The 15,288-nt window shown below is 65.3% G+C and carries 12 protein-coding genes; 10 read left to right on the top strand and 2 right to left on the bottom strand.

What is annotated here, in order from left to right; genetic code table 11:
• Window positions 1–66: 66 nt before the first annotated feature.
• The gene (locus K8R92_09185; GenBank protein MCE9620073.1) at window positions 67–1,419 is read left to right on the top strand and encodes an MFS transporter; all 1,353 of its coding nucleotides are present in this window, start codon (window positions 67–69) and stop codon (window positions 1,417–1,419) included.
• Between the two features lie 57 nt (window positions 1,420–1,476).
• Here the strand turns inward: K8R92_09185 and topA are convergent, their stop codons facing one another.
• Together topA and miaA are read right to left on the bottom strand one after the other, a co-directional pair.
• Window positions 1,477–4,221: a type I DNA topoisomerase gene (gene topA / locus K8R92_09180; GenBank protein ID MCE9620072.1), complete on the bottom strand. Its 2,745-nt coding sequence runs from the start codon at window positions 4,219–4,221 to the stop codon at window positions 1,477–1,479.
• Window positions 4,222–4,309: 88 nt separating this feature from the next.
• A complete protein-coding gene (gene miaA / locus K8R92_09175) occupies window positions 4,310–5,248 on the bottom strand; it encodes a tRNA (adenosine(37)-N6)-dimethylallyltransferase MiaA (GenBank protein ID MCE9620071.1) in 939 nt (312 codons plus the stop codon).
• 44 nt (window positions 5,249–5,292) lie between these two features.
• Between miaA and K8R92_09170 the strand changes: the two genes are divergently transcribed.
• The 9 genes from K8R92_09170 to mreC all read left to right on the top strand — a co-directional run.
• On the top strand, window positions 5,293–6,501 hold the full coding sequence (locus K8R92_09170; protein ID MCE9620070.1) for a phosphoglycerate kinase: 1,209 nt from the start codon (window positions 5,293–5,295) through the stop codon (window positions 6,499–6,501).
• 64 nt (window positions 6,502–6,565) lie between these two features.
• The gene (locus K8R92_09165; protein MCE9620069.1) at window positions 6,566–7,606 is read left to right on the top strand and encodes a peroxiredoxin family protein; all 1,041 of its coding nucleotides are present in this window, start codon (window positions 6,566–6,568) and stop codon (window positions 7,604–7,606) included.
• A gap of 46 nt (window positions 7,607–7,652) precedes the next feature.
• Window positions 7,653–8,312, top strand: coding sequence for a ribulose-phosphate 3-epimerase (rpe, locus tag K8R92_09160; protein ID MCE9620068.1), 660 nt, complete (start codon window positions 7,653–7,655; stop codon window positions 8,310–8,312).
• A 6-nt stretch (window positions 8,313–8,318) separates the two neighbouring features.
• Complete coding sequence (accD, locus tag K8R92_09155) at window positions 8,319–9,155, top strand: acetyl-CoA carboxylase, carboxyltransferase subunit beta (GenBank protein ID MCE9620067.1); 837 nt, start codon at window positions 8,319–8,321, stop codon at window positions 9,153–9,155.
• Between the two features lie 34 nt (window positions 9,156–9,189).
• Complete coding sequence (gene lnt / locus K8R92_09150) at window positions 9,190–12,027, top strand: apolipoprotein N-acyltransferase (protein ID MCE9620066.1); 2,838 nt, start codon at window positions 9,190–9,192, stop codon at window positions 12,025–12,027.
• Between the two features lie 91 nt (window positions 12,028–12,118).
• Window positions 12,119–13,036: a hypothetical protein gene (locus K8R92_09145; protein MCE9620065.1), complete on the top strand. Its 918-nt coding sequence runs from the start codon at window positions 12,119–12,121 to the stop codon at window positions 13,034–13,036.
• Between the two features lie 21 nt (window positions 13,037–13,057).
• The gene (locus K8R92_09140) at window positions 13,058–13,246 is read left to right on the top strand and encodes a hypothetical protein (protein ID MCE9620064.1); all 189 of its coding nucleotides are present in this window, start codon (window positions 13,058–13,060) and stop codon (window positions 13,244–13,246) included.
• 87 nt (window positions 13,247–13,333) lie between these two features.
• Complete coding sequence (locus K8R92_09135) at window positions 13,334–14,377, top strand: rod shape-determining protein (protein MCE9620063.1); 1,044 nt, start codon at window positions 13,334–13,336, stop codon at window positions 14,375–14,377.
• 135 nt (window positions 14,378–14,512) lie between these two features.
• The coding region (gene mreC / locus K8R92_09130; protein MCE9620062.1) for a rod shape-determining protein MreC at window positions 14,513–15,288 on the top strand (776 nt) is incomplete at its 3' end.

Genomic DNA, 15,288 nt, shown 5'->3' with positions numbered 1-15,288 from the left:
AGTGTAGCGGCAAGAGGCGCCGGATCGATCGCCGCCGCTCAGCCGCGAGTGGGTTATCTTCCGCACATGAACGAATTGCCCGCCTGCCCACCGTTCCTCAAGACCCGGCTTTCCATCATGATGTTTCTGCAGTACGCGGTGTGGGGGATCTGGCTGCCGGTGCTCGGCGGTTACCTCGGCTCGGCGGTGGCCAAGGGCGGTCTCGGATTCACGGGCACGCAGATCGGCATGATCCTGGGCACCGCGGGCGCCTGCGGCGCGATCCTGGCGCCCTTCATCGCGGGACAGGTCGCGGACCGTTTCATGAACGCGGAAAAAGCCCTGGGCATCTTGGTGCTCCTGGGCGCGGCGGCCAACTGGTTCCTCGCGTCGGCGAAGACCTACGACTCGTTCCTTGCGGCATCAATCGTCTACAGCGTGCTCTACATGCCCACGCTTTCGCTGTCGAATTCGATCGCCATGACGAACCTGCCGAATTCCAACAAGGACTTTCCGCGGGTGCGGGTCTGGGGAACGATTGGATGGATTGTGGGCAGTGCGGCCTTTCCGCTGCTCTGGCTTCAGGATCACCTCCACCTGACCGCGATCCCGTGGTTTGTGCAGGGAACCGAGAAGGCGGACGCGACCGCGCTGGTTCCCGACGCGCTGCGGGTCTCTGCCGTGATCAGCCTGATCTACTGCTTCTTCGCCTTCTCGATGCTGCCCAAGACGCCGCCCAAGGGGAACTCGCCCCATCCGCTGGCCTTTCTCGAGGCCTTCGCCCTGCTGAAGCGGCGCGGCGTGCTGGTGCTGACCTTCGCGGCGGTGGTGATCTCGATGATCCACAACATCTACTTCATCCGCACCGCGAGCTGGCTGGAGAGCGTCGGCTTCACGAAGGCGACCGCGCCGGCGGCGATGACGGTCGGCCAGATGGTCGAACTGTGCACCTTCGCGGTTCTGGGTTGGTTCATCGCGAAGCTGGGATTCAAGCGCGTGCTCACGCTCGGCGCGTTCGCCTATTTTCTGCGCTTCGCCTGCTTCGCCAGCGCCACCTCACCAACGCTGGCGTACGCGGGGATCGCGCTGCATGGCCTCTGCTACCCGTTCTTCTTCGCGTGCGGATTCCTCTTCATCGACGGCGAAGCGCCGGCGGACGCGCGGCACAGCGCGCAGACCGCCTACGGCATCGCGATCCTTGGCGTGGGCCCGATTCTGGCCGGCGTCTACAACGGTTTCCTCGACAAGGTGAGCATGGCTTCACCTGCAGGTTTTGCGGCCACGTGGCAGGGCATGTTGAAGGATTTTGGCGTCGCCATACCTGCGACCGGCTCAAGCTGGCCCGCAGTCTGGTGGACCGAGTCGGCGATGGGCGCCGTGGTCTTCCTCGCGATGCTGCTGCTGATGCCCAATCGAAAATCGGCGCCGGCACATACCTGACTGTCGTGCGGCGGCCAAGCTTTGGTCGATGATTCGCCCGTCGGCGGCCGAAGTGTTTTAGCCGGCCCGCGCGATGGGCGGCTGCACTTCCGCTTCCGGATGGATCGCCAGATTCTGGACGCCGCCGGGAAGGATGAACTCGATCACGTTGTCGCCATCCTTCACGGGCAAGCCTTCCATCGTGGAGATCGCGGGACGCGGGTTGTCGATCTCGTGCTTGGTCAGCAGGGCCTCGAGGGTTTTCTGCTGCGCCTCGTCCACCTTGGACCACGCCTCGCGGCCGCGGCAGCGCGGGAATCCGCTGCAGCCCAGCCACGGGCCGCGCTTGCCCAGGCGGAGATTCAACTTGCGGGTCTGGCACTTGGGGCAGTCCAGGTCGGTGAGCAGCGGCGGCACCGAGGGCATCTTGATGCGCCCCTTGGCGTCCACGTTGATGATGAACTGCGGCTTCTCCTTGGGCTCGGCGACGGCGGTCGCGCCGCCGGAGGCCTCCAGCGCGAGGGCCTTCTTGGATTTCTTGCGGGCCTTGGGCTTGGGCGGCCGCGGCGGCAGGTCGCTGGTGATGAAGCGGCCGAAGCGCCCGGTGCGCATCACCATGGGTTGGCCGTTCTCCGGGCTGCGGATGTTCACGCGCTCCGGCAGCAGGGGCCGGCCCTCGCGGTCGACGGGGGCGGCGTAGTTGCAGGCCGGGTAGGAGGCGCAGGAGAGGAAGTCGCCGTTCTTGCCGAAGCGGTAGCCGGTCTTGCTTCCGCACTTGGGGCAGACGAAGGCCGCGGGCTTCATTTCCGCCTTGGTGTGGTCCGCCAGCGCCGCCTTCTTCAGGTCGATGTCGAGCTTCTTCCAGAAGTCGCGCAGCATCTGGTGCCACTCCATCTTGCGCTGGGCGACGTCGTCCAGCTCCTTCTCCATCTCGCGGGTGTAGCCCACCTCGATGATGTCGTCGAACTGCTCGATCAGGAAGTCCGTCACCTTCTCGCCCAGCGAGGTGCTCTCCAGGCTGGTGCCGCGGCGCTCGACGTAATTGCGGTCGACGATGGTGCGCACGATGCTGGCGTAGGTGCTGGGCCGGCCGATGCCCTCCTTTTCCATGTATTCGATCAGGCTGCTTTCCGAGTAGCGGGACTTTGGCGAGCTGAAGGACTGCCGCGCATCGATGGAGAACGGGGCGAGCTGGTCGCCGCTCTTGAGCTTGGGCAGCGGAGCGACGTCGGCCATGCGCGGGGCGACGCGCAGGAATCCATCGAACACCAGCACGCGGCCGCTGGCCCGCAGCACGGCGCCGGTGGGCTGGTCGGAGCGCTCGAAGAGCACCGTGGTGCGCTCGAACTCGGCGTCGGCGGTCTGGCACGCCATGAAGCAGCGCCAGATCAGCCCGTAGACCTTGGCCTGGTCCTCGGGCAATTCGCGCTGGGCGACGGATGGATCGCGCGAGGGATCGGTCGGCCGGATCGCTTCGTGGGCCTCCTGCGCACCTTCAGTCTTGTTCTCGTAGAAGCGGGGCTTCTCGGGCACATAGGAGTCGCCGAAGTTCTGGCGCAGATAGCCGCGGGCCGCCTCGATCGACTCCGGGGCGAGGTTCAGGCTGTCGGTTCGCATGTAGGTGATCCAGCCCGCCTCGTAGAGCTGCTGGGCCAGTCGCATGGTGCGATCGGCGGTCAGGCCGAACGCGCCGCCGGCCCGCTGCAGCGTGCTGGTCTTGAAGGGCGGATAGGGGCGCGACGTCTCGCGCTTGCCCTCGACGCTGGACACCTTGTAACGCGCCTTGGGATCGAGTGTCCCGGAGACCTTCACATGGAATGCCGCCGGACCCTTGCCGGCCGCATTGGGGGTGCGCTCGGCCTGGACCTGCTTCAGCCCGACGGCCTCCGCGGCGCCGGCCGCCTCCTTCGAGAGGTCGCGCGGGGCATTGCTCTTGCAGGAGACATCGAACTTGGTGCCCTTGATCTCGATCAGATCCGCCTCGAAGCCGCCGTGGTCGGCGAGCCACTGGGCCTGCTCCTTCTGGGTGGCGCCCTTGCCGCGCTCGTCCACCTTCGCGGCGAGCGCATTCCAGGCCTCGGCGAGGCCCGCGGCCTTGGCGACCTCGTCGGTGAGCCGCACGCAGACGCTCCAGCTTTCATCGGGGATGTGGGCTCGGATCTCGCGGTCGCGCTCCACAACAATGCGCGTCGCCACGCTCTGCACGCGGCCGGCGCTGAGTCCGCCGGCGACTTTCTTCCAGAGGATCTGGCTGACCGGATAGCCCAGGATGCGGTCGAGGATGCGCCGCGCCTGCTGGGCATTCACGCGGTCCATATCGATCGGACGCGGATGGGCGAAGCCTTCGAGCACCGCCTGCTTGGTGATGGCGTTGAAGACGACGCGCTTGGCGACCTTGGGATCCACGTCCACCAGCGCCGCCAGATGCCACGCGATCGCCTCGCCCTCGCGGTCAAGATCCGTCGCAAACCAGATGTCGCTGGATCCCGCGGCCAGCTTGCGGATTTCGCTCACCAATCCCTTGCGGTCGGGATTGATGACGTAGGTCGGCTCGAAGGTCTGGTTCTCGATGTCCACGCCCGGCACCAGCTGCTTTACACCCTTGGTCGCCTTAGCCGGCAGGTCGCGAATGTGGCCGCTGCTGGCGATCACCTTGTAGCCGCGTCCCAAGTATTCCTGAAGCTTCTTGGCCTTGGTCGGGCTCTCGACGATCACCAAATGGGAGCCGCCGATCGTGGCGACCGGGCTTTTGGCGGCCTTGGACGAGGGTTTCCCCTTGTTTTTGGCTGCTGACGGGGATGATTTCGCTCTGGACTTGGCCATATAGAAGGAAGGGATGAATAGCCGACCCTATCGACTCGTCAAGTCGGCGGTGCACAGAAACGAGTCCGAGAACGGGGCCGCAGCGGGGTCAGGAGCTTCCAAAAAGTGCCGTGAGAGCTTCCAGAGTGATTTTTTCAAAAATTTTATTTTCTGTTTTCAAGGTGAGGCATCTTTGCGAAGTTTGGAAGCGCCGCAGCCAGGTGCGCTGCTGCTTGGCGTAGCGGCGTGTCCGGATCTTGATCGCCTCGACGGCCTCGTTCAGGGAGCAGCGGCTTTCCAGTGCGTCGAGCAATTCGCGATAGCCCACCGCCTCCAGCGCCTGCGGTAGAAGGGGCTCGGAGCGCGTGAGCCGGTTCACTTCGTCCAGCCAGCCGGCCTCCACGAATTTCTGAACTCGGGCATTGATCCGCTGGTTGAGGGTCTCGTTCTCCAACTCCAGCAGCAGCATGTGAAAGCCCTCGGGAATGTTCGGCGCGCCGCTGGCCCACTGGCTGCGCGTCGAACTGGCGGGCGCGCCGGTGGCGCGGGCGATCTCCAGGGCGCGGATGATGCGCCGGCGGTCGTTGGCGTGCAGTCGCGCCGCGCTTTCGGGATCCACTTGCGAAAGCCGCTGGCGCAGGGCTTCCGCGTCGAGTTCCTCAAGGCTCCGGCGAAACTCGGGGTCGGGGCGGGCGCTTTCCACCATGCCCTCAAGCAGCAGGCGCAGATAGAGATTGGTCCCGCCCACCACGATTGGCGTGCGGCCGCGCGACTGGATCCCGGCGATCGCGCGCTGCGCCTCGCGCAGCCAGTCGGCGGCGCTGAAGGCGTCGCGGTGGGGATCGGCCAGGTCGATGGCGTGGTGCGGCACCTGCTCCCGTTCCGCGGGTGTGGGCTTGGCGGTGCCAATGTCCATGCCGCGCCACACCTGCATGCTGTCGGCGCTCACGATCTCGCCGCCGCCCGGCACATGGAGCGCCAGCCACAGGGCCAGGGCACTTTTGCCCGAAGCCGTGGCGCCTGCGATCACAATGGCGTGGTGTTGCATCGAGGTTCGGGAGGACTTTCTATCATCTTCGCTTGGAGAACATTGTGCCCAAGAAAACCATCGACCAACTCGACGTCCGCGGCAAGAAGATCTTCATCCGCGCCGATTTCAACGTGCCCCAGAATGAGGATGGCTCCATCAGCGACGACCGCCGGATCCGGGCCACGCTGCCGACCATTGAAAGCGTGCTGAAGCGGGGCGGAAGCGTGATCGTGGCCAGCCATCTTGGCCGCCCCGAAGGCAAGGGAATCGAGCCCGCCTTCAGCATGTCGGCGGTGGCCGTTCGGCTGGGCGACCTGCTCAAGGGCAAGGCCACCAAGGTGCATCTGGCCGGAGGATTGCCCAGCCAGGCTCAGGCCGAGGCCAAGTCGCTCAAGAGCGGCGAAGTGCTGCTGCTGGAGAATCTGCGCTTCGAGAAGGGGGAGAAGAAGGGGGACCAGGCCTTTGCCGCGGCGATCGCCCCCTATGCGGATGCCTATTGCAATGACGCCTTCGGCGCCAGCCATCGCAACGACGCGAGCATGCTGGCCCTTCCGCTGGCGATGAAGCCCAAGCCCTGCGTGGCCGGGCTCTTGCTGGCCAAGGAGTTGAAATTCCTGGGCGAGACGCTGGAGAAGGCGCGCAAGCCCTTCGTCGCGATTTTGGGCGGCGCCAAGGTCAGCGACAAGTTGCCGACGCTGGAGAACCTGATCGGCAAAGTCGATCTGATCATCGTCGGCGGCGCGATGGCCTACACCTTCCTGCTGGCGCAGGGAACAGCGGTGGGCGCGAGCCGCATTGAAAAAGATCTGGTCGACAAGGCGAACGGCATTCTGCAATTGGCGCAGAGCCGCGGCACGCGCGTGCTGCTTCCCGTGGATCATGTCTGCGGCAGGGAGTTCAAGGCCGGTACTGAAACCAAGATTTCTTCGGGGTCGATCCCCGAGGGCTGGATGGGACTGGACGTCGGCCCGCAGAGCGAGAAACTGTTCGCGGGTGAAATTACCAAAGCCAAAACTGTGGTGTGGAACGGGCCAATGGGGGTCTTCGAGATGGCGCCCTTCGACCATGGGACACGGGCTGTGGCCGACGCGGTGATCCAGGCCACCAAGAGCGGCGCCACCACCATCGCCGGCGGCGGCGACACCGCGGCCGCGCTGGAATTGGCCGGACTCTCCGGCGGCTTGTCGCACGTCTCCACCGGCGGCGGCGCCAGTCTGGAGATGCTCGAAGGCAAGCGCTTCGAAAGCCTCGTTCCCATCGAAGAGGCCTGATCCACCGCGTCCAACCCTAGACTCTCCTTGAACTGAAACACTCCATTTGAGTAGATCCAACTCCATGAAACACAACTTCATCCGCTCCCTCTGCCTCGCCTGCCTCTGCATTTCTTCCCTTCTGGTTTCCGCGGCCCGTGCCGATGACGAAGAGCTGGGCGTCGGCAAGCCGCCGCCGAAAATCCAGATCTCCAAGTTCGTCAAGGGCGATGCGCCGGACACGGGCCGCGACGAGGGCTGCGTCGTCGTGGCCTTCTTCGTCCTGAAGGAGGAGAAGAACGCGGGCATGTTCTCGGCGCTCAACGCCGCCCAGAAGGAATTCGGCGCCAAGGGGCTGCAGGTGGTGGCGGTCTCCAAGGAGAAATTCGAGGACATCGAAAAGTCCTTCTCCAAGGCCGAGCGAACCTCAATGGCCATCGCCGTCGGCGCCGACGACTCGGAGAACACCTGGAGGGCGTGGATCGACGCGGCCAAGCTCGACAAGCTGCCGCAGGCCTTCATCGTCAGCCGCGGCAAGATCGTCTGGATCGGCAGCCCGCTCGACAGCTCGCTCTCCTCCATCCTGCGCAAGGCGGTGGTGGGCAAGTACGACCCCAAGCTGCAGAAGAAGGCCCAGCCGCTGCTGGATGCGGCCCGCAAGTCGCTCAAGGTGCGCAACGTGCAGGAGGCCTACAAGCACTACGACGAGGTCATCGACCTCGACAACGTCTTTTTCCTGGACGTGGTGCTGGAGCGCTACAAGGCCACGCTCAAGAACGAGACCGACCCCAAGATCGCCGCGGATTGGATCCAGAAGATCGCCAAGAAGTGCGGCAACGTCACGGCGCAGGGAGAGATCGTCTCCACGATCGTGCTGGACTCCGAGATCGAGCAGCGCGACCTGGAGTCGGCGCTGATCATCGCCGAGTCGATGCTGGGCAAGAACGCCACCGCCGGGCTCGAGGCCAAGGCCATGGTCTTCGCGGCCAAGAAGGATTGGAACCAGGCGATCGACCTGCAGACCGACGCCTGGATGGGCGCGCCGCAGGCGGACAAGCCGATGGCCAAGCAGCGACTTGAGGAGTACCGCGCCGCGGTCAAGCGCCAGAGCGGGAAGACTCCCTAGCGTGGCGCCGGACAAGGACCTCTTTCGAACGCCGCCCGCTCGGGCCATGCTGGCCGCCAGCGTCCTGTCGGCGGACTTCGCGGCCCTGGGCGCGGCCAGCCGCGAGGCCCTGGGCGCCGGTGCGTCGCTGCTGCATGTCGACATCATGGACGGGCACTTCGTCCCCAACCTCTCCATGGGGCCCGCCATCTGCGCCGCGCTGCGGCGGGCCTGCCCGGACGCATTTCTCGACGTGCACCTGATGGTGACCGATCCGCGAAAGTTCCTGGAGCCCTTCGTCAAGGCCGGCGCGAATTCCATCTCCTTCCACGTCGAGGCGGAGAAGAATCCCCGCGAGCTCGCGGCCGCGGCGCGGAAGCTGGGCGTGTCGGTGGGTCTGGCCAGCAATCCCGAGACGCCGACTTCGGCCATCGAGCCCTATCTGAAGGATTTCGACCTGCACCTGGTGATGAGCGTGCACCCCGGCTTTTCGGGGCAGGGCTTCATCGAGGATTCCCTGAAGAAGACCGCGTGGATCCGCGAGCGCGTTGGAGCCAAGGCGCGGATCGAGATGGATGGCGGCGTTGATTCCGCCAATGGATCGCGCTGCGTCGCGGCGGGCGCCGATGTGCTGGTCTCGGCCAGTGCGCTCTTCGGCAGGGGCGCCATCGCGCCGGCGGCGAAGGCGCTGCTCGATTCGTTTTCGACCGCGGGTCGGGTAGACTGAAACGCGATGGCCGAGACGAGCTGGGAATCCTCTGGATTGTTGATGGCCAAGAAATCCGTTCCCGACGGGCTCTGGGTTTCCTGCGACAAGTGCAACGCCACGCTCTTCCGAAAGGCCCTCGAGTCCAACCTCATGGTCTGCCCGCAGTGTGACCACCACCACCGCCTTTCGGGGCGGCAGCGCGTGGAAACCCTGGTCGATCCAGGCTCCTTCGAGCCCATGAACGCCACCATGGCGCCTTGCGATCCGCTGGAATTCTTTGACGTCCGCAGCTACAAGGATCGCGTCCAGGAAGCCCAGGAGAAGACCGGCGAGAACGACGCCATGCAGACCGGGACCGCCTTCGTCAAGGGACGAAAAGTGGCGATCGGCTGCATGGATTTCACTTTCCTTGCGGGCTCCATGGGCAGCGTGGTGGGGGAGAAGCTCGCCCGCCTGATCGAGTTCGCCACCGACCACAACCTGCCGCTGATCATCGTCAGCTGCTCGGGAGGCGCGCGGATGCAGGAGAGCGGATTCTCGCTCATGCAGATGGCCAAGACCAGCGCCACCCTGGCCCGCTTCGACGACGCGCGGGGGCTCTTCATCAGCGTGCTGGCCGATCCGACCACCGGCGGCGTGACCGCCAGTTTCGCGATGCTGGGCGACGTCATCCTCGCCGAGCCGCGGGCGCTGATCGGATTCGCCGGGCCGCGCGTCATCCGTCAGACCATTCGCCAGGATCTTCCGGAGGGATTCCAGACTTCTGAGTTTCTGCTTGAAGCAGGATTTGTGGATCGCATCGTGCACCGGTCCAACTTGCGCAGCGAGATCGGGCGAGTGATTGATTTTGCAGGCAAGTAGCAGCGGAAGTTTCAAATTCGTTCGCTCGGCGCAGGTGGCAGGCCTCTGCGGCCTCGGGTCGGCGCTGATCGCGCTCTCGCTGGACCCATTCAACGCCGCGTGGCTGGCGCTGCCGGCGTGGGCGCCGCTGACGCTGGCGGCGCATCTGACCAGCCGCTGGCGGCAGGAGGAGCTCGTCGTCGACGGCGCGTCGAGACTGCGGGACCGCCGCGCCGCCTGGCGTCTGGCGTTGATCGCCTGGGTCATCGGCAGCCTGCGCTGGTTCTGGCTCGAAAGCTGGATCGGACCCGTCAGCGAATATGGCTGGCCGGCACTGGCCATCGTCATGGGAGCCTTCGACGCCCTCTACGCCGTGGCCCTTTCGCGCAGCGGCCGCTCCACGCGCTTCCGCAACTGGCCCCTGGCGCTTCGCGCGGGCATCATCCTCTGTGGCTGCGAGTGGTTCCGCGGCCGCGTCTTCATGGATGGCTATCCCTGGTTCATGCCGGCCCAGCCGCTGATCGACTTTCCATGGCTCGCACAGAGCGCCGAGGTGATCGGTGCCGCGGGTCTCGGGTGTCTGCCGGGAGTGATCGCGGGAGTTTTCGCCGCGCTGGCCGCGCCGCCGCGGACGCATTGGCGCACCGGGGTCGCCATCGCCGCGCTGTTCTCGGCCGCACTATTGTGCTTCGGGTTCCTGCGCCAGCCGAACTTCAAGGATTCCGAGTCGTTGCGGGTGCTCGTGATCCAGACCAATGTTCCACAGAGCAACAAGATGGCGCCGACCCGCGAGATGCAGCAGGAGCAGTTCGACACCGCGATGCGGATCACGGTGGAGGCCTTGAACGCGCTGCGCTCCAGCGGCCCATCGCCCGACCTGATCGCTTGGCCGGAGACGGTGCTGCCGGGCGTGGGCCTGGAGAGCGACGCGATCATGCTGCAGCGCGAGCGGGGACTCTGGCCCGCCGACCGGCTGACGTCGCAGCTTGAGCGATTGGTCTCCGAAGGCGGCGTGCCGCTGCTGGTGGGCAGCTCCGCCTACGAGGGTCTGCGGATCGAAGGCATGCAGTACAAGTGGAACCGCCACTACAACAGCGGCTACCTGCTCAAGCCCGGCGGCCGACATGAGCGCGTCGACAAGGTCGTGCTCACTCCCTTCGGCGAGACCATGCCCTACATCTCCTACTGGAAGGCGCTCGAGCAGGCGCTGCTGGATTTCGGCGGCCGCGGCATGGAGTTCGACCTTTCCACCGGCGAGAGACCGCGCACGTTGTCGATGCAGACGTCGAAGGGCCGCGTGGCGCTGGCGGTGCCGATCTGCTTCGAGGACACCGTCTCGCGGGCGGTGCGCGGTCTGGTGAACGCCGACGAGGGCGCCGACGCGATCGTGAACCTGAGCAACGACGGATGGTTCGGTGATTTCGATCCGGCGCGGCGCCACCACGAGCAGGCCGCGCGGTGGCGCTGCGTGGAGTTGCGCCGCTCGCTGCTGCGCGTGGTCAACACCGGCGTCAGCGGGGCGTTCGATCCGGCCGGCCGGCGCATCGGCGAATCGCTGCCGGCCCGCAAGGCGGGATGGATGGTCGCGTCGCTGCCGCTGGAACGAACCCGAACCCTCTTTGCTACGATCGGCGATGTATTCTCCTGGACCATGTTTCTGGCCTCGTTCCTCATGTACTGCTTCCCCAACAAACGAAAACACACGACTCATTCGGCGGGGGCGGCCGCGGCAGCCATGCTTGCCTGCGTTTTTATTGCGGGATGCAGCGACTCCAAGCAGACGAAAATGCCCTCCTGGAGCAGCAAGGAGCAGAGCGTTTCGCCCGAGGGCGACGCCACGCTGTCTCGCCGCAGCGCGTCCAAGCCGACGATCCCCGTCTCCAACTCAAGCGACCTGGGCCGCAGCGCGAGGCTGGTGCTGGACGAGGCCTCGCGCAATCCCGACCGCGCCCTGCGGGCCCACGCCATCGAGGCGATGCAGCATGACTTGACGATCTTCGAGCCCGCCGTGCGCCGCGGGCTGGCCGACCCCGACCCGAGCGTGCGCTTCGTTTCGGCGATGAGCGTGGCCAAGGTGAGCCTGCCGGGGGCGGCACCGCTGCTGGAGCCGCTGCGCCTGGACCCCAACGACAGCGTCCGCGCCGCGGCGATCCTGGCCCTGAAGCGCTGCGGCGTGGAGGTGGATCCCACCCCGCTGGCCGCGATGATCTTCGCCCAGAGCGCCGAGCTGCGCGGTAACGCGGCGATCGTGCTGGGGGAGCTGGGCAACAAGTCGGCCCTGATGCTGCTCAAGGATGCCGCCCACCACCCGATGAACCGGGCCACCGCCTCGGCGGTCAAGATCGTGAACCTGCAGATCGCCGAAGCGATGGTGCTGCTGGGCGACACCACGGAGATCGAGCCCATCCACGCCGCGCTCTTCTTCCGCTCCGACCAGAGCGAGTGCATCGAGCTGGCCTGCGAGATCTCCAGCCGGATCGCCGACCAGAGCGCCCTGCCCATGCTGCAGCGGCTGATCGAGGCCAACGGCACGGACATCCGGCCGATCGAGATCCGCCTCTTCGCCGCGATCGCGGTGTGCAAGATCATGAAGCCGGCGCCGGTCAAGCTGGCCGAGCTGGGCACGATCGCGTCGCGGGATCCCAACGTCCGCGTGCGGACGCTGGGCGCCAAGCTCTTCGGCGTGGTGGGCGGACCCGACACGGAAGCCACGCTTTCCAAACTGCTTCGGGACCGCGAGCCCGAGGTCCAGGTTGCCGCCGCCGGAAGCATCCTGCGCCGCCAGGCGAACGCGCCGACCTCCACCATGGCGCCGGTGCCGGTCCAGCCGCCTCCGCCCGAACCGGCGGCATCGGAACCTCCAAAAGATGCTAAATTGGAGATTCCTCGTTGACATACCCACCCGGATGAGGGTAGATATCTCGGCGGCGAGTGGGGCGTAGTCCGCGAGACCTGTTGGGAATCCTTTTGATGGAGTTTGGCCTGTGCATATTCTGACCAAGATCTTCGTTGTCCTGACCTCCCTGCTGACCGTCGCCCTCGTTCCGCTGGTGATGCTCAACACCGCCAATGAGGAAACCTTCAAGAAGAAGTGGACCGACGAGCAGGTCCGCGCCACCATCGCCGTCTCCGCCAAGGACACCGCGCAGCGCCTTCAGGAAACCGAAGTCCGCGCCGTCACCGACCTGGCCAAGGATCTGGAGATGAAACTGGGCAAGGCCCAGGTCGAGCGCGACGCGGCGATTGCCGAGGCGGCACGCATGACCGGACTCGTCGCCAGCACCCAGGCGCAGCTCGATCGGCTCACCAGCAACCTGCAGGTGCTCTCCGAGAGTGACAAGATCAAGTTGGAGCTGGTCTCCAACGTCTCGAAGGAATTGACCACGCTCCGGTCCAGCCTGACCAAGGCCGACCGCGACAACGTGCAACTGGACGACCAGGTCGCCAGCCTCACCAGCGAGAACGAAGTGGTGAAGGCGCAGCTCCGCCAGGTGCAGGAGCAGCTCAAGCAGGCCAACGACGAGCGCGACAAGCAGGCCAACGAGATGAAGGCCGCCAACGACCAGCTCAAGAAGTACGGCACCTACGCCGGCGCCCTGCCCACGGCGCGGCCCGGCGCCACCAGCGGCGACGCCCGCATTCCCGCCGACCGCGCTCTGAGCGCCACCATCATCAATGTGCGCCGCGGCACCGACTCCACCATGGCCGAGATCAACGCCGGCAGCCGCGACGGCGTGCAGCCGGGCTGGGTGATGAGCATCGCCGACGGCGGCAAGTACATCGGCAACCTGCGCATCACCACCGTCGACGTCAACCGCTCGGTGGGCGTGGTCGAGTTGGAACAGGTCGGCAAGGGTGAGGTTCGGACCGGCCTGCGGGTGCTCGCCCGCAAGGGTGAGTGAGTCTTCCATGCGGAATTCGACATGAGCCAGTTCAACCCCAACATCCCGCAACGCAAGCCGACGCTCAACATCTACTCGGCCCTCCTTGCCGCCAGCGTGCTGCTGTTGCTGGTCGGGAGCGGCTGGATTGCCCTGAAGAACATCGAGCTCACCTCGGGCGGATCGACTCAGGGCGGGGCGTTCGAGTACGTTGAATACAAGGGCAAGTGACCGCGCGGGCGGCCTTGCGAGCGTTCCGTTCCGCATGAACGGTGTTGCATCGACGGCATCGGCCGCACGATCGAGGATGGAGCTCCCATGGGTCTGAAATCTCTTCTTGGTTGGTTCAGCGTCGACATGGGCATCGACCTGGGCACCTGCAACACCCTGGTGTGCGTGCGCGGCGAGGGCATCGTGCTCAACGAGCCGAGCGTGGTCGCGGTGCGCAAGGGAACCAACAAGGTCCTCAACGACGGCACCGCGGTGGGTTTCGCCGCCAAGGAGATGCTGGGCAAGACGCCGGGATCGATCAGCGCCATTCGCCCGCTCAAGGACGGCGTGATCTCCGACTTCGAGATGACCGAGGCCATGCTGGCCTATTTCATCCGCAAGGTGAACGGCCACGGCCGCATCTTCGGTCCGCGCGTCGTCATCGCCGTGCCCAGCGGCATCACCGCCGTTGAGAAGCGCGCCGTGCTGGACAGTGCCGAGCGCGCCGGAGCCCGCAAGGTCTATCTGGTCGAGGAGCCGATGGCCGCCGGCATCGGCGCCGGTCTACCGATCATCGAGGCGACGGCCAGCATGATCGTCGACATCGGCGGCGGCACCACCGAAGTGGCGGTGATCAGCTTGGCCGGCATCGTCTATTCCAAGTCGATCCGCGTGGCCGGCGACAAGATGGACGAGGCGATCATCCAGTATTTAAAGCGAAAGTATAACTTGCTGATCGGTGAACGCACCGCCGAGGCGATCAAGATCACCGTCGGCAGCGCCTATCCCAACGGGGAAATCAAGACGATGGAGATCAAGGGTCGGGATTTGGTGGCGGGCGTGCCCCGGGTGATGGAAGTCAATTCCGAGGAGATCCGAGAGTCCATCGCCGAGCCGGTGCATGCCATCGTCGAGGCGATCAAGATCGCTCTCGAGCGCACTCCTCCCGAATTGGCGGCGGACATTATCGACAAGGGCATCGTGCTTGCCGGCGGAGGGGCCCTCTTGGCTCATCTCGACGTCCTGATCCGCGAGGAGACGGGGCTTCCGGTGACGATCGCCGACGATCCTCTTTCTTGCGTGGTCCATGGTACCGGCAAGGCCTTGGATCAGCTGGATTCGCTCAAAGGGATTACGGTGAATTCGTATTAGCGCCGTGGCGTCCGTCTAGGATGTCCGGTCGCCTCTTCCAGGTCATCGAACTAAACAAAAATCTCGGGCGCTTTTGCGTCCGGCATGGGGCTTGGAATGTTCCGTTTCCGGCAAAAATGGAAACTAGGTTTACTGATGGCCGCGCTGCTCGCCGCCACGGTGTATTTTTCCGCCGCCGCTGAGAGGTCGCCGAATCCGACTTGGTACCAGCGCTGGTCGCAAAAGGCGGTGTCTCCCGCGGCGAAGGTTTTATCTTCGGCGTATTCCTGGGCGCATTCTCGTTTTGGCGAATATCTTGAGTTGAGCGGCGCTAAAAAGGAAAACCTGGCCTTGAAAGGCCAGCTGCAAGAGTTGCAATCCGAGCTTTTGAAGGCCCGCGAGGAGAATCGCGGCATGAAGGCGGCGGAAAACCTCTTCTCCGAGAGCGGCTTCGCGAAGGCCGAGGCCAAGGCGGCGCGAGTGGTCGGCTACGATCCCGTCTCGGTCTTCCGCAGCATCACCATCGATCGTGGCACCGAAGACGGCGTCGCGCCCGACCAGGCTGTGGTTTCGGGGGGCGGCGTCATCGGTCGGGTGATGAAAGCCGGGAGCCGCAACAGTCAAGTTTTGCTGGTGACCGACTTGAACAGCTCGGTCGATGTGCTCGACGCCCGCACCCGCGCCCGCGGACTATTGGTGGGCAAGCGCCAGGATTTGGGCCTGCGGCGCGAACGCTGGCTGACCCAGGCCGAGTACGTTTCGGCTTCCGAGGAAATTCGCAAGGGCGACCTGCTGCTGACGTCGGGCTTGGACGGGATCTTCCCCAAGGGCTTGCCAGTCGGCGTGGTGAGCCGCGTGAAAAAAGATGACAGCGGATTGTTTTGGCAGGCCGAGGTCGAGCCCTATGCCGAATTGAACAAACTGGAAGAAGT

This window comes from Planctomycetota bacterium (assembly GCA_021414025.1).
Lineage (GTDB): Bacteria > Planctomycetota > Phycisphaerae > Phycisphaerales > SM1A02 > SYAC01.
This window is presented reverse-complemented; position numbering and strand designations above follow the sequence as displayed.